Here is a 21,371-nt window from a genome sequence, read left to right as displayed (position 1 = left end):
TTTATACTTACTTTTGAAGAAATGCTATTCTAATCCATATGCGGCCTTACATTTTTGGCAGGAAATGGTTGCTCGGCTTCGCACTCGCAATTGTCTACATCCCTTTACGAACATTCATTAATGTTCAGCAGGACTTTTGGAACACCATATTAACCAAGTTGCCGTTTTTCTGCATTGAAATCCTGATCAGCACTATTTTCTATACGGCGTGGATCTATCTCATCGACTGGTTTCTGCAAAAACTGGCACTGGTAACTGGCAGCGACAGGTCGTCGGAATTCAAGATTACCGACCAGCTGATGACACTGCTGCCTGCCGTTGTGCTTGCGCTGCTTTTCAATATTATGCTGATTTATACCTGGGGTTTCATGAATTCATTTTGGACGCACATGCCCAGTCCGACCTTTCACGGGGCTTACAGGTCTGAAATAGGAATGGTAAAATGGAGAGCTAATGAGGCTTTGACAATCCTGGCGCTGCTTGCAGGTTATTATTTGTGCCTGAGCAATCAAGTGCAGGAAAAGTTGAAAAGGTTATTGGTTGACTCCGAAAAGCTGGCGAAGGAAAACATGGCAGCACGTTTTCAGGCACTGAAAAACCAGATCAGTCCGCATTTTTTGTTCAATAATCTAAGTGTTTTAGCGTCGCTGGTGGAGTCCCAACCCGAGAAATCGGGCGAATTTATCCAGCAGCTTTCCCTGGCTTATCGCTACATCCTCAGCCAGGCGGAGTTACATCAGATCAGCTTGAAGGAGGAGATCAAGTTTTTGGAAACTTATACATTTTTGTTGCGGACCCGGTTCAAGGAGAAGGTGCGGATAGAAGTCAGCCTTGCGCCCGGGGACCTCGAACGGTTTTCCATCATTCCCCTCACATTGCAGCCGCTGATCGAAAATGCAGTTAAACACAACACCATGTCTGCCATTAATCCGCTCACGATACGGATCTTTATCCAGGATGATATGCTGGTGGTGTGCAATCTTTTGCAGGCCAGAAAGTTGAATGCGTCTTCGACAAAGCTGGGATTGCAAAATATTGAAAGCAGATATAGGCTTTTGCAGAATAAAGAGGTTATTGTTGAAAAAACAGACGCTCATTTTATTGTAAAAATTCCGTTACTGTCATGAATGTGCTCATTGTTGAAGACGAGGAACTGAGTGCCGAGCGCTTGCAAAAACTGATATTCGGGATCGATCCCTCCATTCAGGTGCTGGCCATGATCCCGTCGGTCCTGGAAACAATTGCTTATCTCGAAAACGATACGAAAACCAAGCCTGACCTTATTTTTCTGGACATTCACCTCGAAGATGACAACGGCTTCCGGATCGTTGAAAGTCTTAATTTGCTGATCCCGGTTATTTTCACCACCGCTTTCGACGAATATCTGCTGAAAGCGTTCAAAGCCAACAGCATTGATTATCTTTTGAAACCCATTAATCCGCTTGAATTGCAGGCAGCGCTGGCCAAGTTCAGAAAGTTATTCGTCACTGGCCGTCAGCAGCAGACAATTGTAGCGGCAGAACTTATTGCTAATGAGCCCTATAAAGACCGGTTCTTATGCACGGCTGGCTCGCGGATCTTTACTTTTAAAACGTCGGAGATCGCCTATTTTTCAATCGAAGAACGCGCCACCTTTCTGCGACTTTTCGATGGCCGGCATTTTGCGGTAGAATATAGTCTCGAAAAATTGTCTCAAATCCTCGATCCAAGCCATTTTTTCCGCGTCAACCGTACTTTGCTGATCTCCATCGACGCTATTAAGGACATGCACGCGATTACGGCTGGCAGGCTAAAATTAGTGCTCAGCCCGGCGGCATCGCAAGAGGTGACCGTGAGCCCCGATCGCATCGCAGGTTTCAAAAATTGGCTGGGCAGATAATGGTCCCATATGCTTCTGCATGCAAAAATGGCTTTTCGTGAATCGATAATTGACTTCCGGACACAAAAATTTTCGGGACTAATAATGATTACCAAAATTGGAATAGCATTATTCCATTTCGTATCATGCCAGCCATTAAATTCACCGTTCGCAAGCGATTCCATTTACTCCAAGGCAAGACCCGGTCATTGGATGCGGGTAAGGAACATTCAGCGCATTACCGGCTTATTTTTGTGCTTTCCGGGGAAGGGAAGTTTATTCTAAATCAGGAAATCCATTCCTATGCGCGTGATGGTGTCATTTTCCTGGAACCGGGCCAGCAGCCGGCATTCCAGGAGGACAGGGGGACGGAGATCCTGATAATCGCTTTTGATACGCATCTGTCAGACGATTTTCAACAGAAAAAGGCTTACAGTCCGGATTTTGCCGATACTTACAAACAGATCGAAAATCTTTGTAAAAATCTGCGGCTAAGCCAGGGAAAGCAAGTGAAAATCGATCGGGATGCACAGACGATCAGCTACTTGATCAACCAGATATCCTTTGAGCTCTCACAGCAATCCGCATCTTTTATCAAGCTTATCAAAAGCAGTATTGAACTGATTGTGACGATTTTGGTAAGGAACAATTTTGAATGCAGAAACGCTGCGGAAAAGCCGTTACAGCAGGACCTTGCAGCGTCTATGATTGGTTATCTCAAATCTCAGATGCAACAGAACAAGAGCGTTCGGGTAGGAGCGCTGCTGATGAAGTTCGACATTTCCGAGGAAGCGGCCAATCTATGTATGCTGAATCAAACCGGCATGTCGCTGCGCAATTTCATTTTCAAGTACAAAGCCGATCTTTTTAAGAGTAAAATGCTCAAAATGGACGTTTCAGAGTTTTCGGCGCGAGCGTGTATCGACTGATTTTCCCATCTTTGCATTTAGATAAGCACCTTTATCTGCTTATATTTTTTGCGTGGATTTATTTTAATGTTAGGAATATGTCGATTACCAAAGAAGAAGAACTGACAGGAATGCAGCGTGCCAGTGAAGCTGTGGCATTGATTCTCAAAGAAATGACGCGTTTTGCGAAGCCGGGAATAACGACCAGGGAGCTGGACAACTTCGGGGCCGGGCTATTTAAAGAGCTGGGGGCCAGATCTGCGCCAAATCTGGCTTACGGCTTTCCAGGCTGGACTTGTATCAGTGTCAATAACGAGTTTTGTCATGGCATTCCCTCTTCAAAAACAATGCTTCGTGACGGGGATCTGGTCAACATTGATGTTTCGGCAGAGGTTGACGGTTACTGGTCTGATAATGGCGGATCATTTGTTCTGGGACCGGATAAAAACGGACATCAGCAGCTGGTTGATGCGTCGAAGCTGATCTTAAAAAAGGCCATTGGCAATATTAAAGGAGGCGTAAAGATCTCGGATATAGGTTTTCTGATTGAAACCGAAGCAAAAAAACGTGGCTATAAAGTAATTAAAAATCTGAACGGTCACGGAATTGGAAGAAGTCTGCACGAGGAGCCGTCGGAAATCGCTAACTATCGCGACCGCTTCAACACGCGGCGCTTTAAGAAGAATACAGTCGTGGCTATTGAAACATTCATTTCAACAAAATCGACGCTGGCCGTTGAAACAGGTGACGGCTGGACGACGGTTGGGGATAAAGGCGGCTTCATGGCCCAGCATGAGCATACAATCGTTGTAACCGACGGTGCGCCGATCATTCTGACGCACAATAATGATATTTGGGCATAAGCCTATGCACGAAACGGATTATCCCTTCGGCAATTTATAGCCGTTGTGATAATCCGTTTCTATCAGCTTGTTAGCGGCGGAGTTATCAAATTTCCCCTTCTCTTCATTCCAGTCGATTTTCTTCCCTGTTCGGTAAGCAATGTTACCCATTTGTGACAGGATCGCAACATCGGCACCCACCTGGATAGGCGCGTTCAGGTTTTCTATTTTCCTTGACCGGATCACCTCGATGAAGTTTCTGGCATGCAGATCCAGCCCGTTATCGGAGGATTTTTGAAATGGCACGGCTTCCATTTTTTGTCCCTGCGGCAGTCCCTGCGGCAGTCCCTGAGGCACCACTTCCCAGCCCTTTCGGTCGAGGAGAAGCGTTCCGTTTCCGCCCATGAATGCAATGCCGTGCTCCCGGTTATAAATGCCGGCGCCGTAGCCAATGGCGTGTTCCCACTGAATGTTAAAGCCGTCAAATTCGTAAATGGTGGTAAGCGTATCCGGCGCGTCCACACCAAAATTAAGGACCATCCCGCCCGCAGCGGAAACGCTTTTTGGCGCGCCAGCTTTCATTCCCAGCAAGGCGTAATCCAGTAAATGAACACCCCAGTCGGTCATAATGCCGCCTGCGTAATCCCAAAACCATCTAAAACTTCCGTGGAATCGGTTTATATTGAAAGGCCGTTTTGGCGCAGGCCCGAGCCACATATCATAATCAACACCCGCAGGCACCGCGCTGTCGGGAATGGCGGATATTGGTGTGCCGTAATTGAAATAACCCCAAACTTTGACCAAACCAATGTTACCCAACTTCCCGGAATGTACAAATTCAATGGCATCCCGGAAGTGCTGCTGGCTTCGCTGCCATTGCCCTACTTGCACCACACGCTTGTAACGTTCCTGCGCGGCCACCATAATCCGGCACTCTTCTATCGAATTGCCAATAGGTTTTTCTACATACACATCTTTTCCGGCCTCACAGGCTTCCACCATCATCAGGCAATGCCAATGATCCGGTGATCCGATCACAATAGCATCGATATCTTTGTCTTCCAGCATCTTACGGTAATCGTCGTAAGTTTTGACTTTCATGCCTTTGGCAGCAAGCTCAGCTGCGCGTCTGTCGAGCACATTCTTGTCCACATCACATAATGCTACGCAAGTGACGCCTGGATTTTTGAGGACGGCATTCAGGTCGGCCCAGCCCATGCCGTTGATCCCGATCGCCGCCACGCGAATGGTGTCAGCAGGCGAAAAAATCTTAGGGAAAGCGGATCGGGAAGAGGGCAGCGTGGCAGAAAGCCCTGAGCCCGCCATAATCAGCGATGCCGAACTTATAAATTTTCTCCTGGAAGTTGTCATGCTGAGACCAAAGAAATATTCAGGCCAAATAACAGAATATTATAAATATAAAGAAATATAATGCTATGATTTGGTCGGAACATTTTCATCTGATGTTTCACATTTTTCCGACAACGGCCATGACCAGAGTTGCCGCGTTATGGGCGGCGATGTCGTAAAATGCCATAATGTCGTTTTGCGCTTTGTTATTCGCTTTGTCGCTGAGGCTGCGGATGATCAGGAAAGGCGTATTTTGCTGGTAACAGGTTTGGGCAATAGCGGCACCTTCCATTTCCGTTGCAGCGGCATTGAGTTCTTTGCGGAGGCGCTGTGTTATGATTTCAGAAGAAACAAATACATCGCCGGTAACAATGACGCCTTTTTTTACAGCCGGTTCGAAACTGCCGTTTTCGCGTTTGATTTTGGAAAATGTTAGATTTTTCGAGACAGCTAATGCTTTCGTTACCAGGGCGCTGTCGCAAACGAATGATCTCGGGTTTTCCAGCATTGTTGCAGGATTTTTGGTAGACCAATATTGCATTCCGCTGTCTTCTGCCATGCCGTAGTCATGATAAGTGACGTGCGTGCCGATCACAATGTCGCCTGGGTGCAGGGCAGGGTCAATGCCACCGGCAATGCCGGAGAAAACGATTTCCCTTGGTTTGAAATGCTCTATCATGATCGTGGTGGTGATCGCAGCATTTACTTTACCGATCCCGGTTTGCGCCAAAACGATCTGACGACCATTCAGTTTTCCCCTCGTGAAGCGGATTTGCTGGATAATGGTGTCTTTTTTGTCCTCCATTTTGCTTTGGAGCAGCACCAGTTCAGGCGGAAAAGCACCGAGTATGCCGGTCACATTCTGGGCTAGAAGGCCGTTGATTTGAGCAAATAAAAAGAAGACTAACAGGAGTGATTTTTTCATAAAATTAAAGAATGAGTGCCAAAACGGCGAAAATGTCAATGATCCATAACGCAAGACTAATCTCGCGTATCTTTCCAGTGGCAATATGCAATGCCGTCCAGCTCAGAAATCCCCAGATAATCCCTTGCGTAATGGAGTAGGTGAACGGAATGAGCACCATGGCAAAAAATGCAGGAAAGGCTTCGCTCAGGTTTCCCCAATTGATCTTCACAACCGGTTTCATCATGAAAACGCCGACGAGAACAAGCGCCGGCGCAGTTGCAATGGTTGGTATGGCGCTGAGCAATGGTGATAAAAACAGAAATGGCAGGAATAAAATTGCGCCTGCGACAGCAGTAAGACCGGTTTTCCCACCTTGTTCTATGCCCACAGCGGATTCAATGTAGGCCGTTCCCGGACTGCTTCCCACTAATCCGGCTATGGTTGTCGAAAACGCGTCGGTAATGAGGGACCGTTTGATATTTTTCGGCTCGCCGGTTTCGTCTAACAGATCAGCTGCTTCGGCCAGTCCGACGAATGTGGAGAGGCTGTCGAACATGTCTGTGAAAACGAATGCAAGTATGATCGGGGCGAGGCTCCATTGAAGTGAATTGACAAGATCAAGTTGAAAAAGGAGGCTGAAATCGGGCATTGAGATCATATTGTCAATGTTTACAATGGTCTCGGTTCCGCCCCACCATCTGCCGATAGGCCAGGCAAGTAAGCTCGTGAGCACAATGCCGATGAGGATGCTGCCTTTTATATTTCTGATCAATAAAACGACGGTAATAAGCAGTCCGGCCGCAAATGTGAGAGCCGGCGCATTTAGCTTACCCAGACCAACCATGGTCGCCGGATGCGCAACGATAAATTTGGCATTCGCAAAGCCTATTAATGTGATAAACAGACCGATACCCGCCGCGATTGCAAACCGCAAGGATTTCGGAATGGCCTTAACAATGTATGCCCTGACATTAAAAAGCGACAATAAGAGAAAGAAAACACCCGACCAGAACACGGTCCCCAGCGCAACCTGCCAGCTCAGTTTTTCGGTAAAGACGGCTGTGAATGTAAAGAAAGCATTCAGCCCCATTCCCGGCGCAACGAGGATTGGATTGTTTGCATACAAGCCCATCATCAGACTGCTGAAAAATGCGACCAGGATCGTGGCCGTAAGCACTGCCGAAAACGGCATGCCGGTCTGACTTAATATGGAAGGATTGACAACGATAATGTAAGCAGTCGCTAAAAAAGAAGAGATTCCCGCGAGAATTTCGGTTGAGAATGAAGTGTTGTTTTTCTTTAATTCAGCAGCGGAAAACATAGCGTATCTGTTTATTTCAAAGATATTGATTACGCTTTGTTTTAAAAAATGGAACGGTGGACTAATTCGCTGCGCTATCAGATCAGGCCATTTCGTTTGGCAATGTTCACGGCCTCGATGGAGTTATCGACCCGAAGCTTTCCGAGAATGCGCTGCCGGTGGGTGTTGACCGTATGCACACTGATTTGCAGCGACCAGCCGATTTCCTTACTCAGTTTTCCTGCGCTGATCATTTTGAGCACTTCTTTTTCCCGTTCCGTCAGGCCGGATGTTTCGCCGGTTTCGGCAAGTTGGATAAGCTCGCCTGTGTGAAAATTATTGATCTGATATTTCACGCCTTGCACATCTGTCTGATTGGGGGAAATGTCAATTACGCCTAATGAAAGCCAAATGTTGCCCAGCGCATCCTGTTCCAAAATTTGCTGTTGTTCAATAACCTGCACATATTTTTCATTGTCTGCCCGGATCCGGTATTCACTCACCATTTTATAATGTTTCCTGGTTTCGGGCGGCACGCTCATAATGAAATTCATGGCGTTGGAGCCATTCTTTTTCAGCTCTTCCAGATCATCGGGATGGATTTTGCTGTCGTAGATCTCGTTTTTAATGTTGATTTGCTGCGCACCGATTTCATATCCGTAAATCCTGTAAAACTGTTTGGAAGTGAAAATATGGATATTATTCTGCATGTCGTAAACCGTAACTCCACTGCTGCTCAGCTGGGCCATAGTACGGATCATAGCCAGTTGCTTTTCCAGAATTTCCTGCTCTGATCCATCAAAATGAAAAGGCTTATCGGTACAAACGCCGGAGGCATCTTTAAGGCGGTCCACATCGGTTACGGGCTGTCGTTGTAATGATAAATCAGTATTTCGTTTCATTTTGAAGCTGCCTTTATTTGTAAAAGGTTTTGGAACGTATTGGATAGCACTGGTTTGCACAGGTATGACAACTTCAACCGTGTTTACCTTAAACCTTGCTGGGCTTTTTTTGAATAAACTATGAATTTTTCTGTCATCAGGAGCGCAGATACGCTTTGGGGAAGCGCGGCCGCCATGGAACTGGCCATGCAAAAGAGACATTTGATCCTGCTGGGAAAGGAGCTTCCGGCACTAGAATCATTGAGTCAAAAAATAAGAAAGCACGCGGACGTACATGTGCAGTATTTCCAGACGGATGATGCCTCGACGCAGGATATCATTGCTGTCTGTGACTATATTAATATGCATTATGAGGTAGATATGCTTTTCAATTTTGCTGAAATAGGCTTTGAGCAGAAGCTGGAAGACTACGATATTCACCAGCTTGACATCAAATTAAAGGTAAATCACGCAGCCGGGACATTGTATCTGCACCAGCTGCTGCCTAACCTGCTTTTGCATGGCCACGCGTTAGTTATGCAATTCTGGTGCTGCGCCGCTCCGATGCAGCCCTGGCAGGAGGCTTTGGTGAATTATAACCTGCATTATGCCGAATTTTTAAATAGCCAATGGAAGGAAACAGGATTGATCATTAAAAATTTCACGGTTGAAGTTCCCAGGACGGAGCCGGTTTTTACATTTTAAGTAAGCAAATCATTTTACGGTGTGCAGGGCGTGTCATGAAATGATAACGCATTGGCGTTTGTTGGTAACCCCCCGGCGGGGGATGAATTTTACATTTGTATCAGTCAAATCGATCATTCATCTAAACAATTAACAACATGAAAACGCTGAAAAATGTATTGCTTCTTAATGCGGTAAGTTCAGGTGCAACGGGGCTGGGGCTGATCTTCTTCCCTGATTTCTTTGCCGGACTTTTTGAGATCAAAAGTACGGTTCCATTTGTTGAAACCGGCATTTTCCTGGCTGTCTTTGCGACGCTGGTGTTTGCCGCTGGGATCAAAAATCCGATCAACGCAGGCGCAGTCCGGTTTATTATCGTGCTGGATACGCTTTGGGTGGTTGCCAGTTTTACCGTTATTTTGTTTCAAATGTTCAATTTATCACTTATTGGCTATTTGATGATAGCGGCCGTAGCATTATGGGTTGCGGCAATGGCTTATCTTCAAACTGCTGGTGTGAAGCAAATATCGGTCATCAAATAATTTGATTTGCGTATAGTAAGATGCGTTATCTGAGCCAGGTAAAACGGCATTTGACACGCTATCAAAATTTTTTTCCAGCCAGGAACCTGATTCTTATTTCGTCAGTTATGGGTAACCCACATGAGGGCTTGACTGACAGGATTTTAGCCATTTGAAAATAAGATTTTGAAGAAATGAGATATCAGGTTTTCCCAGCTCCGCACGTGCTCAGCAAATACGTTCGCTATTTTTGGTCGATCGATTATCAGGAAAGTACGGATTTTAGCAAAATCATCAAGATTTTCGCAGACCGTTATCCGAGGCTGATATTCCAGGATTTGGATGGTCATCGCAAAATCCAAACTGCCAATGGAGAATGTTTGCCGGCCACATTCCTGACTGGCATCGCTACGGCCGACACCAACTACATTGTCAACGGCAAATACGCTCACCTTGGGATCAGTTTTTATCCGCAGGCGCTGAAATTGTTTTTTAATGTAGACGCATTCGAACTGACAAACCAGATGCCGGACCTGATCAATTTTTGCCCGGCCGATCTGCCCCTCAGATTGCAAGATGGTCGCAATCACCAGGAGCGTATTGCTATACTCAACCATTTTCTGATCCAAAAGTTACAAAGATATGGGAACGAGGATCATTTGGTGAACGACTGCGTGTTCGATCAGGATGTTTCGGACGAATGGCTTGTGAGTTTGTGGCTCAAAAAATACCGCATTTCAGAAAGACATTTAGAGCGCAAGTTTAAAGCTTCAGTTGGTGTTTCACCCAAGACATTCTTACGCATTACCAGATTCGAAAAAGCACTCGACATGATCAAGCGTGCACAATTTCATAATCTTTCGGACATTGCCTACGACTTGAACTATGCCGACCATTCGCACTTTATCAAAGAGTTCAAGAGCTTCTCCGGGTTTACGCCCAACACATTCCTTTCCATGCAAAAGCTGGGTGAAGAAAGCGCGTCATTTTTGATTGAGAAGGCCTGAAATAATATCAGCGGATGTCGGGTTTTTACTATTTTTCTGATGAAAGCCCCGATAGTTTTGTAAACTAAAATTTGGTTATCAGGGGCTTGACCAACTGGAATTGATTCGTTAACGACATAAATATTATATCCACCATGAACAATGAAAGTATCATTATCAGAAAACTAACGCTTCCCGCGAGCATCTCCGAAGTATGGGACGCTCTGGTGAACCCGAAGAAAACGAAGCAGTTTATGTTCAATTGTGAAGTGAATTCGGATTGGAAGATAGGAAGTCCGATTGTCTGGAAGGGGAATTATGAGGGTTATGAAAGCGGAGAAAGGGGAGTGATCCTTGAATTTGATGAAGGCAAAAGATTGAAATACACTTCATTCGATCCCAATTTCGAGCTGGCAGATACGGAGGAAAATTATTTGCATATTTCTTACGATCTGTCAGCGAAAGGGGATAACTCAACAGAACTGGTAACCACGATCGAAAATTTTAACGGTGATGCGAAGCGAAACGGACACCTCGCAGCCGGTTGGGATATAATAGTTTTGCCAGCATTGCAAAAGCTGTTTATCAAATAGAATCCGTTAGCCATGAAATAAAACTTTCAGCTCATTAACAGCGTAAGAGAATGTATTCTGGGCAGCATTCCAGTTTGCCGCTCTGTGCTGATTTTTATTTCCAGAATCACGAAACGGTCAGCCTGACCCGGGAAGCGTTTTTCCGGGCCAGGCATTGCCTTGTCATTTCAAAGCTAAGAAATTCACTCCTTTTCTTTTGACTCCTCCGGCCCTTAATGCGCCCAAAAATGTTATCATTGTATTGGAAATCAGACAAAAAACGAGTGTCAGCCCAAATCTATTTGAACAATCATGGATGATCGTGAACAACCTTCCTTTTCCCATGCAGAACCGGTTCTTGCAGTCTATAACGTGACTGGGACCATCAAATACTGGCAGGAAGTGCTGGGCTTCCCGAACCAATGGACCTGGGGCGATCCGCCAACGCACGGTGGCGTTTCGTGGCATGGCGCGTTTATCCAATTTTCACATGACCCTGCACTGGCTGCCCTCCGGCATGGGCATTCAATCTGGATTCGTGTGCGTAACATTGACCGCCTTTATGAAATTCACCAGGAGAACAAGGCCGAGATTACCATGCCGCTTTCAAAACAGGTTTACGGGCTTACCGAATATGTTGTCAAGGACAACAATGGTTACTATGTCACTTTCGCTGCTCCGACAAACTACAAAAAAGGGCATTCAGAAAAACTACCGGACAACGTTAGAATCCTGGTGAAAAAGCCAACCGTGGTTCAGTATCGTAACTTATTCGAAGCCGTGGGTTGGTCTAACAAGGCAACCGATGCCATGTTGCAGGCACAGCTTGATTTCATGCAAACGGTCATTATAGCAGAAAACGAGGACAATGGCGACGTCATCGGCTGCGCTTTACTGCTTGGCGACGGGTTTAGTTTCTATTATGTAAAAGACGTTATGGTCCACCCCGACTGGCAAGGAAAACGCGTTGGCACTGCAATCATGCAGGAACTCTCGCGCTGGCTGGATAAAAACGCAGCGAACAAAGCCATGGTGACATTATTCTCGTCCGAACATCTCGCTCCATTCTATCAGCAGGTTCATTTTTCACCAACATTTGGAATGATGCGGATCATTGACCGTGATCACCAGCCAATGCCGTAATCTTCCCCATGATTACTGGACCCGCCCCAGAAACTTTTATGCTGCCAATCAAAGTATATGGCGTTAATGGGACCGCTTGTTCTTGGCTGATAATAAAGCTTATATCCCATTCTTGAAAGTTCCTTTCTTGACCAGTCCGGCATGGCCTGGTTCAGGATCAGGCCACCCGGTTCCTTTTCATGAGCACCAAAACTCGCATACATTTGCAAAGTTTTGAAGCTTGGCGCCTCGGTTGCTTCCTGAACGGTCATTCCAAATTCCACAACATTCAAAAAGAATTGAAGCAGCAGCTGATCCTGCTCGTCGCCAGCTTGTTTGGCAAAGGAGAGGAATGGCTTTCCATCTTTAAGTGCAAGGCTTGGTGTCAATGTTACCCTGGGGCGTTTCCCCGGCTCCACAACATTGAACGGATTTTCTTTTGGATCCAGAACGAATGACTGCATACGTTGGCTTAATCCCACGCCTGTATTACCTGCAATGCAAGCGGGCACCCAACCGCCACTAGGCGTAATGCTCACCACCCAGCCTTCTTCGTCCGCTGCTTCAACGGAAGTGGTCCCGGCTGTAAATTCTTCCATATACTTTTCATTCAGTCCGTTCGCATTGCGGTTGAGCGAAGCGTGGAAGTTTCCCCAGGACCTAATCTGATCGGCGTAAGGATTTTTCTTGCCTTCAAATGGATAGGGATCTCCCTGAAGAGCCTTGGCATCATTCGTTTCCCAATTGATTTGCTTGATCCTTTCCTTTGCATATTCTTTGGAAAGCAAACCTTTCATCGGTTCTTCCGGGGCAAAAGCAGGATCGCCATAGTAAAAATCACGGTCTGCAAAGGCCAGGTTCATCGCCTGGTACAAAGTATGCACATAACGGGACGAATTGTAACCCATACTTTTCAGATCGAAGTTTTCCAGCATGTTTAATGTTTGCAGCAAAACCGGTCCTTGTGTCCATTGCTGCATTTTATAAACATCGATGCCCCTGTAAGAAGTCATCAGCGGTTCTTCAATTTTAACTTTCCAGTTTGCCATATCCTGTTCCGTGATCAGGCCGCCCTGTTCCTGGGTGCCTCTTGCAATTTCCTTGGCAATGTCCCCTTTGTAAAAACGGTCGTAAGCGGCATAAATCGCCTCTTTTCTGTTTTTGCCTTTTTTTAATGCTTCCTGCTCTGTGTCTACCAGTTTTTGGAGCGTTGCCAGCAAATCCTTTTGAACAAATATCTCACCAGCGTCAGGAGCCTCGCGCTTGGATCCGAGATGGGGTAAAAATATTTTGGTCGAGTATGGCCATTTTTTTATTTCGCCTTTATCCCTTTCAATGGCATTGGCAGTTTGCGCTTCGATCGGATATCCTTCTGCCAGCTGCATGGCTGGCGCGAGCACTTCTTTCAGTGACATGGAACCATATTCCGCAAGCATTGTCATTAATCCGCCGGCCGTTCCGGGCGTAGTTGCCGCGAGAGGACCATATTCCGGCGGATATTTCATGCCTTTATTTTTGAAAAACGCAGCCGTCGCGCCGGTTGGAGCTACGCCCATTGCATTGATGGCAATCACTTTTTTTGTTTTCGGGTTGTAAATCAAAGCCTGGGTTTCACCGCCCCAGCTTAATACATCCCACATTGTGCAGGTCGCTGCCAACATAGCACAAGAGGCATCAATCGCATTTCCTCCCTTACTAAAAATCATTGCACCCGCTGTTGCGGCCATCGGTTTACCCGTAATGCCGATCCAATGTTTCGCATGCAAAGGCGGCTTCTGCGTGGTGACCGGAAAGTTATTAAAAGACTGGCTATTCGCTGCAAACGAGATGACGGTCAGGGCGAATGATTTGAAAAGAAAATTTATTTTCATCAGGTAGCTGGTTCAGGTTTCGGCTAACGGTGATCTGTAATCACTACATTATCCTCTACGCAATTTAAACATTACTCTTTGCTGAGCCGCGCCCTTTTGTATTTTTGTTTCAATCATCCGCATTGAATGTTGTTCATGGCACGACACCCTTCGCGCCATGAAACAAACATTCAAAACAATGAACCTTGGGTATAACTGCCTCCGGGAAGACCAAGAAGCGGAAATGTTGCGATTTGCTCGTATTTAGAACCCGTGATCAGCGATCTTCTGAGCAAGATCATTTCGCTCGCCTGGAAAGTAGCCAAAAACTCGCGGTAAAGCCAGTCTATTGCTGCCTTTGCAGTTTGCAAAGCACTCATGTTCCTGGCGATGGTAAAGTGCGGATCGTCACAGAAATGATTCTCTCCCGGCGCCCATTGCCGCACATGATTGCCAACTTCCATTTTCAGCCTTTTAGCCAAATCCAGAACCTGATCCGATGCGCCTGTTTCCAAGTCAACATAGAACGTGCCGTATTCGTACTTTTTAAACTGTGTAAGCGAAATAGATAATGGAGATGCATGACGGGCCACTTTCTCAAACCCTTGGATAATACGGTCCACTTTGTTTTCGTGAATCGTGCATTTAAAGAGCGTCAGGTGAGGCACCAGGTTAGCGGCATATGCACAGCCGTAATTCTCTTCGAAATACCGCTTGACATTATGAAGCAAAGCTTCTGTAACCTTATCACATGAAAATACCAACAGATATTCATACATGTGGTGCCTAATGCTGGCCAGTGTATTCCAATGGTTGTTGTTGATGTGAACCCGTTTCATATTTATGTTGATGAAGTGTAATCCTGATGTAAAAATAATATTGTTATTTTAAATATCAAACATTTGACACTAAAAATATCTGAAATATTTTTCATAAAGCATTGACAGGGCCAGTTTTGTAGCCTAGGTAGCTTAAAAAGGCCTATATCGGTACGAAACAAGTGTTGGGTTTTTTCTTAAAAATCCGATATGCTTCATTGTATGTGGGCATAGGTGGATCAGGGTGATTAAAATACGGGTGGATCGGATAAGTGGTGACAGGGTGGTGCTCATTCGTCATTCGAAAACGGTTTTCCGTCAGTTGATCCGTGCATTATAGCGATTGGTCATTTTTTGGTTGAGGAGGGAAGGTTCAAAATGTCATTTTTGCATTGTTATGAACAAGGCAATCACCATTTTTTTCCTGCTTTACTACCCGGTCCTTGGCCAGCCGGATTGGAAATTAGCCGCTGAAAAGGAGGGGATAAAGGTGTATGCCAAAACAGTTTCCGATTCTAAAATCAAAGCACTGAAGGCGGAATGTGTCGTTGAAGCCACTGTCCAAGAGGTTGTTGCTCTGCTGCTGGATGTAAAAGCGGCTGAGCATTGGGTCTGTCATACAAAGCAATGTTCACTGATCAGAAAAGTGTCTCCAACTGAACTGTATTATTATACCGAGGTGTCATTGCCGTGGCCATTGGAAAACAGGGATTTTGTAACGCATATGGAAGTTTTTCAAGATCCGGCAACCAAGATTGTGACGGTTAATGCCCCCGCAGTGCCTGGTTTCGTTTCTCCAAAAAATGGTAAAGTACGCATTACCCATTCATCCAATGTCTGGCGAATCATTCCTCTGGACAAAAGACATGTAAAGCTGGATTACACCCTACAGGTTGATCCCGGCGGCCTGCTTCCGGCCTGGGTGGTTAACCATTTCGCTTGCCAGGGGCCAATTATAAGCTTTACGGCAATGAGAAAGGAGTTGCAAACCGGAAAATATAAGCAAACAAACGGCCATTAAATGCCGAATTTCCGAAGATTGTACACAAAGCTGATCAGGAAATATCGTTTCAGGACCTTGCTTTGGACATCTTCAATAAAAGTTTCTGCTGTGTTGCGTATGAGACTGCGGTTTTGGTTCAGTAAATCGAATATCTGCCAACGGACTTCTCCTTCTTTACCCTTCATAAATTTTTTGGCAAACGTTACATTCCAGAGCACAAATTGCTGATTATAAGCGGCAGTACGACCGGTTGTCGCATGATACGTTACATCGCTGGCAACCACCCAGTTAAAAGGGAGCTGCCAGTTCACGTCACCAGTGGCATAGGGCGACCAGAACGCTGTGTTTTGTTTTGATAAAAGCGAATATTTTGCGGTCTGATAGCTGATCCTGACGGTTAGTCCGAAATCAAGTTTGCTATCCCCGGTCGACTGAATGCCCAGCCCGCTGCCGAGCGAAACGACCCGGGAGCGATTGGTCTGACTATTGACCAAACTATTCACCTGCGTTAAATTGCTGTTCGCACTCACAGTAACAGACATTTGAATCGCCGGAATGGTCTTGCCAAGCGACAAGAAACTATTTGAAACCCAGTAACCGCCCGCATTGACTGGTTGGGTTAGTTGTGCTCCGTTTTCTGTGACGCGCGTAGCGGAGGTAATGTAATTGTTACTTTGGTTAAAGGTCGTGCTTAAAAATATGCTTTCTCTTCCCGCATTGTACGAACTGTTGTACGTCAGCACGACATTGTTGAGATATGTGGGGTCCAATCGCGGATTTCCAATGCTGATATTCAGTGGGTTACTGTTGTCGGGAACCGGTTGCAGTTGGGTAATGGACGGTGGGGTGAGCCTGCTCCTGTATTGCAATCGTATGCTTTGGTTTCCCGCGATAGCGAAATTTAGCAGCGCATTTGGTAAAACATGGAAATACTTTCGGGAGGAACTGGAATCAACGCTTCGATTTTTAAGGCTGAGCATCGACGCTTGTAGGTCGAAACCTACGGAAAAACTGTATTTCAAACGGCTCGTCTGCAAAGCGGAACCTATTTTATGGGTTGCAAAGCCGCTGCCGGACCGGTTGCTTAGCAGCATATTGGGATGAATATATTGGCCGGTTTTTTCCTGCTTTTCCCAAACTTCCCTTCCAAGACGGTTCCTCGCATCACCGTATGCATATCGTATTTCCAGCTTTTTGTTCAAAGATATCCGCTCGGTAAACGACAACGAAAGCATATTTTCGAGTGAATAATTATTTTGAAAGCTTTGTTGATCTATGCGTTTCACATCTGCATTTGTTGAGTCAGAACCGGAAAAACTGATCACAGATCGGTTATAGGAGTCGGCTTTGCCATTGTTCAACGTCGTGTTTAGGTTCGCTGATAATGTTCTGCCTGGTTTGTTTAGTTTTCGCATCAGCAAAAGGTTATTGAAACCATTCATCCTATTGCCATCGGAATCATAGACTGTATTTCCGGAATTCAGTGAATCACCATTGTTCAGGTAGGATGAGCTGTTAGCAATGCTTTTGTAATCAGTGTTTTGCCAGGAAATATTCGGAGTGATCCGGATGCTTGTCAGCGAGTCCAGCTGCCAGTCAAACCGCCCGTTGAAACGTTGGTTTGTCCGTTTATTTTTGGAATAGTTATACTGATCGGTCACAAACGAGCGGTCTGGAAGCACATTAATGCGGCGACTTTCCTGATCTGTCGTCGTAATGGTCTGATTGGCAAAATAACTTGCAGCGATTTCCGCCCTCTTGCCCCATTTTGGCTTGGCGCCATCGCTTCTGTAATTGATCCCGCCGGCTTTTGTTTCAATAATGTTAGTCGGCATCTGGTTGCCCGGCGGCCCGGCATTACCATTAATCTGAACCTCACCATTGTCACCAGTCATGGAAAAGTTCTGCTGATTAAGGTTATTCGCCTGGCCAACAACAGATAGCTGACGGGTTTGCCCGCCGTCATGGTTATTGAAACGGTTCACGCTCAAGCGTCCCTGATAACGTTCAGATCCTTCGTTGAGGCCATTTCCGGCGCCAAGCGAATTTTGTCCGAAATATCCTTTCCCCATATCCTTTTTAATGGTCAGATTGATTGTATTCTGGCGGTTTCCATCGTCCATTCCCGAAAATTGCGATTGGTCGGATGACTGCTCATACAGCTGGACTTTGTCGATAATATCGGCCGGCAGGTTGCGGGTTGCCATTTTCGGGTCATTGCCAAAAAACGGTTTCCCATCCACAAGCACCTGGGTTACAGCTTGTCCATTTGCTTTGACAGAGCCATCCCGCGCAACTTCGACGCCGGGAAGCTTCCGCAGCAACGCTTCGACCTGCGCATTCGGTTGCGTCTTAAAGGAATTGGCGTTGAACTCAATAGTGTCCTGCCTGATCCGCACCGGTGGTGCCTCCTCTTTAACAATCATTTCGTCCAGCACATTTGCCTGCTGCACCATGCTAATCGTGTCCAATGCAGCATTTAAAGTATTTACAGAAACCGGCGCTGACGCATTCCGGTAACCTATAAACGTCGCGAGCAAACGATAATTTCCTTGCGGCACATTACGGACCAGGAACCGGCCGTCGCCATCGGTTACTGTCGCATCCACATAGGACGAATCTTTCGCGGACAATAACGAGATGGTAGCAGCACGCATCGGCTTCCTGCTCACCGAGTCCACCACCACACCGAAAATCTCAGATTTGCCCGTGACTTTCTGCCCAAATACCGAAGTGGAGATAAGCAATAATGATATCCCAAAAATTGAACATCTCATGTTGTCAATCAATTGCGTTCCCGGGTCATCAACTGCTGCTGAAAGTCAGCCACTGCCTTTTGTCTAAGGTCTGCCAGTTTCTCGGCGGCTACATGCTCAGCACCTTCGGTGGGTGTAACCTCCCTGTCGTCTACCACATGAAGACTTACCTTGGATGCCTTAAATTGTTCTCCGCTGCCTTCAATAAGCAGCACAACTCCTTTTTCTGGCATCAAATCGGGGATAGGGGAGTAAGTCAAGGGCAGCTCAGTTGTAAACCACACCGTGTATGTCTCATTTTTAAACGGAACTGTTGCCTTTTTGCAATTGTAACCCGCTATTTTCCTGGTTTGCTCAGAACTTTGCCAGCCAGTTGTACGCTTGACCGGCGTTTCGGCCTGATAGGTTTTTGCTTCTTTTGCTTTTCCAACAGTGAGTTGTGTTATTGTTTTCAAATTGACGAAATCCAGAAACGTTTGCTCTTCGAAAGGACGACCCATATTCGTAGTTCGGGGCGGGCCGCCGCCGCCCTGGACAAATGTTCTCACCACCGCGTTTTGCTCATCCCGGCTCTCTTTGGCAAAATTTCCGGAAAAAGTGACTTTTTGGCCGAAAGTCCGCGTATCTGGTACGTCCGCTGGAAAGTTTGGATCGCCAGGCTTAACCTGCTCACCATTAATCATGATCCGCATGCCGGAAGGGTCTGTTTTCCTTACAACTTCATAGCTGATGTGTCCCGAAGACTGAGCGAATGCTGAAAATGTGCCGGTGAGCAGCAAGCCGGAAAGGAAGATCGATTTAAAACGTGTTTTCATGAGCGTTACCAGTTTTGTTTTGACCCATCAAAGTTGAACACACACTTTGTAATCGACTGCTATCTAGTGTTAAATAGTGTTAACTGCATAAAAAGCTGATTATGAGCATTTAGATTTGCAATATGAAACTGCGTATCCGCTCTATTTTTTGGTTGATGACCTGCTGCATCGTCGCGATCAATGCATTTCAGGGATATTGGCTTTGGACGACTTACCGGCTTAATAAGCAGCAGTTTATCCAAACCGCACAAAACGCAATGTTCCAGGTTGTGGAAGCGCAACAACTTGCAGACGCGGACCATATGTTTGGAAAGGACCATGAGAAAATGGGTGATGTGAACGGTGTTGAGCGGTCCCGGATGATCATCAAAAAATTCCGGACACCGGATAGCCGCCGTGCAAGTATGTTCTTCACCTCGTCCGACACACCTGCTGATACATTAGCGAAGCGACTTTCTAATAAATTAATGCTAGGCTGGACGAAAGGCGGGCTGTTGGACCTTACAAAATTCAAAAAGATCTATCGTGCCGAAATGGCCAGAAGAGGCATCTCGACTGATTTTACATTGGATACGCTTACTATTAAACCCAAAAAGAAAGAAGACAATGTTTATATTTTTAACAGTGAAGAAGTTGCAGTGGAGGATGGCAGCGGACTGAGCACGGTCGCTATGCCGATAAATCCGATAAAAAACCAGTTTGTAAAAGCAACATTCCTTTCCCCTTTCTCTTATTTGTTACGGCAAATGGCCTGGTTATTAGGTAGTTCAATGTTCTTGCTGATGCTTACTTCCAGCTGTTTTATCTTCATGCTCACAACCATTCTCAGGCAAAAAAAACTTTCAGAAATAAAAAATGATTTCATCAATAACATGACGCATGAGCTCAAAACGCCGATCGCAACGGTTACAGCGGCGGTCGACGCGCTAATGCATTTCGGGGCAATAAATGATCCAGGGAAAGCGCAAGCTTACTTGCAAATTTCTCACCATAATTTACAGCACCTTGCAGCTATGGTGGAAAAAGTGTTGAATCTCGCCGTTGATGAAAAGCGCGAACTTACATTGAATCGTGAGCCGGTTAGTCTTGCAGTAATGGTGCAGGAACTGGTCGATAACCATCAGCTTAAAGCGCAGAAACTTATTTATTTCGACACAGACATCCCTGCCGAAGCCGTTGTATGTGTTGATAGCATGCATTTTAGCAATGCGCTTAATAATCTAATAGACAATGCGATCAATTATTCATATGATCAGGTTAGGATTTCAATGTGTTACAAAAGAGAAGCCGATAACTGGCGCTTGATCATTTGTGACAATGGGATCGGCATTCCCAAAGCCTATCACGGGGCTATTTTTGAACGTTTCTTTCGCGTGCCGACCGGGGACCTGCACCAGGTAAAGGGATTTGGACTGGGATTAGCTTATGTACAACAAGTTATGCAGCGGCATGGCGGCAAGATCCGCGTTTCCAGTGAGTTGGAAAAGGGCAGTAAGTTCATTTTAGAGTTTTAAAATATGTCAACAGTTTTACTAATCGAAGATGAGCCAGCTTTGGGAATGATCGTGAGCGACAGCTTGCAAGTGCGCGGTTTCAATGTCATTCATGCTATGAACGGCTGTGAAGGGCTTGCGATGTTCAGCGAATTTAATCCGGACATTGTCGTTGCCGACGTAATGATGCCGGAAATGGACGGTTTCACCCTGGCCCGTCATATCCGAAAGTTCAATTCCGAAACGCCGATCATGTTCCTTACATCCCGCTCGCAGACTGCCGATGTGGTAAAAGGATTTGAGCTCGGGGGAAATGATTATTTGAAAAAGCCGTTCAGTCTGGATGAACTTGTTGTACGGATACACGCTTTGTTACGCCGCAAACCAGTAATGGCTGAAGCTGCTCCTTCCGTTTTTCAAATCGGCCGTTATCAGTTCGATCCCGCCAGACAAAAGCTGGTGTTAGAAGGCAGGGATTTCCTTTTATCGCATCGTGAATCCGAGCTTCTGCGCAGGCTTTATGAGCAACGCAACCAAGTTTTGGAGCGGAATGCAGTCCTCCTGGAACTCTGGGGAGACGACTCCTTTTTTAACGGACGCAGCCTTGATGTTTTCATTACCAAGCTGCGCCGTCACTTAATGGATGATCCTCAAATTCAGATCATTAATATCCGGGGGATTGGTTACAAGTTGATTGTTTAAACA

General features: G+C 46.0%; 20 protein-coding genes. 12 read left to right on the top strand and 8 right to left on the bottom strand.

The genetic code is table 11. From position 1 onward, the window contains the following. Window positions 1-38 precede the first annotated feature (38 nt). The 4 genes from MUK70_RS14995 (at window position 39) to map (ending at window position 3,629) form a co-directional block, all read left to right on the top strand. Entirely contained in the window at window positions 39-1,127 is a 1,089-nt protein-coding gene (locus tag MUK70_RS14995) for a sensor histidine kinase (RefSeq protein ID WP_234653377.1), read from the top strand. After that, window positions 1,124-1,879, top strand: coding sequence for a LytR/AlgR family response regulator transcription factor (locus MUK70_RS14990; RefSeq protein WP_234653376.1), 756 nt, complete (start codon window positions 1,124-1,126; stop codon window positions 1,877-1,879). Before MUK70_RS14995 ends, MUK70_RS14990 begins: the two co-directional genes overlap by 4 nt. 125 nt (window positions 1,880-2,004) lie before the next feature. Beyond that, a complete protein-coding gene (locus MUK70_RS14985) occupies window positions 2,005-2,787 on the top strand; it encodes a hypothetical protein (RefSeq protein ID WP_234653374.1) in 783 nt (260 codons plus the stop codon). Window positions 2,788-2,864: 77 nt separating this feature from the next. Further along, window positions 2,865-3,629 carry a type I methionyl aminopeptidase gene (map, locus tag MUK70_RS14980; protein ID WP_234653372.1) on the top strand — a complete coding sequence of 255 codons (765 nt, stop codon included), beginning with the start codon at window positions 2,865-2,867 and terminating at the stop codon, window positions 3,627-3,629. Window positions 3,630-3,647: 18 nt separating this feature from the next. On the opposite strand, the gene MUK70_RS14975 is transcribed toward map, so the two are convergent. The 4 genes from MUK70_RS14975 to MUK70_RS14960 all read right to left on the bottom strand — a co-directional run bounded on the left by MUK70_RS14975 (window position 3,648) and on the right by MUK70_RS14960 (window position 8,067). Continuing rightward, the gene (locus MUK70_RS14975) at window positions 3,648-4,979 is read right to left on the bottom strand and encodes a Gfo/Idh/MocA family protein (RefSeq protein ID WP_234653370.1); all 1,332 of its coding nucleotides are present in this window, start codon (window positions 4,977-4,979) and stop codon (window positions 3,648-3,650) included. A gap of 97 nt (window positions 4,980-5,076) precedes the next feature. Further along, window positions 5,077-5,883: a 5'-methylthioadenosine/adenosylhomocysteine nucleosidase gene (locus MUK70_RS14970; protein WP_234653368.1), complete on the bottom strand. Its 807-nt coding sequence runs from the start codon at window positions 5,881-5,883 to the stop codon at window positions 5,077-5,079. A gap of 4 nt (window positions 5,884-5,887) precedes the next feature. Next, complete coding sequence (locus tag MUK70_RS14965) at window positions 5,888-7,186, bottom strand: NCS2 family permease (RefSeq protein ID WP_234653367.1); 1,299 nt, start codon at window positions 7,184-7,186, stop codon at window positions 5,888-5,890. A 77-nt stretch (window positions 7,187-7,263) separates the two neighbouring features. Continuing rightward, window positions 7,264-8,067: a LuxR C-terminal-related transcriptional regulator gene (locus MUK70_RS14960; protein WP_234653365.1), complete on the bottom strand. Its 804-nt coding sequence runs from the start codon at window positions 8,065-8,067 to the stop codon at window positions 7,264-7,266. Between the two features lie 120 nt (window positions 8,068-8,187). On the opposite strand from MUK70_RS14960, the gene MUK70_RS14955 reads away from it, so the two are divergent. From MUK70_RS14955 to MUK70_RS14935, 5 genes are all read left to right on the top strand, one after another. Further along, a complete protein-coding gene (locus MUK70_RS14955) occupies window positions 8,188-8,751 on the top strand; it encodes an SDR family oxidoreductase (protein WP_234653363.1) in 564 nt (187 codons plus the stop codon). 137 nt (window positions 8,752-8,888) lie between these two features. Beyond that, window positions 8,889-9,272, top strand: a complete 384-nt coding sequence (locus tag MUK70_RS14950; protein WP_234653361.1) for a hypothetical protein — start codon at window positions 8,889-8,891, stop codon at window positions 9,270-9,272. A 173-nt stretch (window positions 9,273-9,445) separates the two neighbouring features. Continuing rightward, on the top strand, window positions 9,446-10,258 hold the full coding sequence (locus MUK70_RS14945; protein WP_234653359.1) for a helix-turn-helix transcriptional regulator: 813 nt from the start codon (window positions 9,446-9,448) through the stop codon (window positions 10,256-10,258). 134 nt (window positions 10,259-10,392) lie between these two features. After that, a complete protein-coding gene (locus MUK70_RS14940; RefSeq protein WP_234653357.1) occupies window positions 10,393-10,830 on the top strand; it encodes an SRPBCC domain-containing protein in 438 nt (145 codons plus the stop codon). Between the two features lie 291 nt (window positions 10,831-11,121). Continuing rightward, window positions 11,122-11,952 (top strand): GNAT family N-acetyltransferase, encoded by an 831-nt coding sequence (locus tag MUK70_RS14935; RefSeq protein WP_234653354.1) that lies wholly within the window; start codon window positions 11,122-11,124, stop codon window positions 11,950-11,952. Here the strand turns inward: MUK70_RS14935 and MUK70_RS14930 are convergent. After that, window positions 11,934-13,802 (bottom strand): gamma-glutamyltransferase family protein, encoded by a 1,869-nt coding sequence (locus MUK70_RS14930; RefSeq protein ID WP_234653352.1) that lies wholly within the window; start codon window positions 13,800-13,802, stop codon window positions 11,934-11,936. The genes MUK70_RS14935 and MUK70_RS14930 overlap by 19 nt on opposite strands. A gap of 170 nt (window positions 13,803-13,972) precedes the next feature. After that, complete coding sequence (locus MUK70_RS14925; protein WP_234606493.1) at window positions 13,973-14,620, bottom strand: 2'-5' RNA ligase family protein; 648 nt, start codon at window positions 14,618-14,620, stop codon at window positions 13,973-13,975. Between the two features lie 376 nt (window positions 14,621-14,996). On the opposite strand from MUK70_RS14925, the gene MUK70_RS14920 reads away from it, so the two are divergent. After that, complete coding sequence (locus tag MUK70_RS14920; protein WP_234653350.1) at window positions 14,997-15,620, top strand: START domain-containing protein; 624 nt, start codon at window positions 14,997-14,999, stop codon at window positions 15,618-15,620. On the opposite strand, the gene MUK70_RS14915 is transcribed toward MUK70_RS14920, so the two are convergent. Continuing rightward, the gene (locus MUK70_RS14915) at window positions 15,617-18,379 is read right to left on the bottom strand and encodes a TonB-dependent receptor (protein WP_234653349.1); all 2,763 of its coding nucleotides are present in this window, start codon (window positions 18,377-18,379) and stop codon (window positions 15,617-15,619) included. The two genes, MUK70_RS14920 and MUK70_RS14915, sit on opposite strands and share 4 nt — an antisense overlap. An 8-nt stretch (window positions 18,380-18,387) precedes the next feature. Further along, window positions 18,388-19,173 (bottom strand): GLPGLI family protein, encoded by a 786-nt coding sequence (locus MUK70_RS14910; protein ID WP_234653347.1) that lies wholly within the window; start codon window positions 19,171-19,173, stop codon window positions 18,388-18,390. Between the two features lie 122 nt (window positions 19,174-19,295). On the opposite strand from MUK70_RS14910, the gene MUK70_RS14905 reads away from it, so the two are divergent. Further along, window positions 19,296-20,687, top strand: coding sequence for a sensor histidine kinase (locus MUK70_RS14905; RefSeq protein WP_234653345.1), 1,392 nt, complete (start codon window positions 19,296-19,298; stop codon window positions 20,685-20,687). 3 nt (window positions 20,688-20,690) lie between these two features. Next, window positions 20,691-21,368 (top strand): response regulator transcription factor, encoded by a 678-nt coding sequence (locus tag MUK70_RS14900; protein ID WP_234653343.1) that lies wholly within the window; start codon window positions 20,691-20,693, stop codon window positions 21,366-21,368. Window positions 21,369-21,371 lie beyond the last annotated feature (3 nt).

The organism is Dyadobacter chenwenxiniae, from assembly GCF_022869785.1.
GTDB classification, from domain to species: domain Bacteria; phylum Bacteroidota; class Bacteroidia; order Cytophagales; family Spirosomataceae; genus Dyadobacter; species Dyadobacter chenwenxiniae.
Note: the sequence above shows the minus strand (reverse complement) of the source record. Positions and strands in the feature narration are given on the sequence as shown.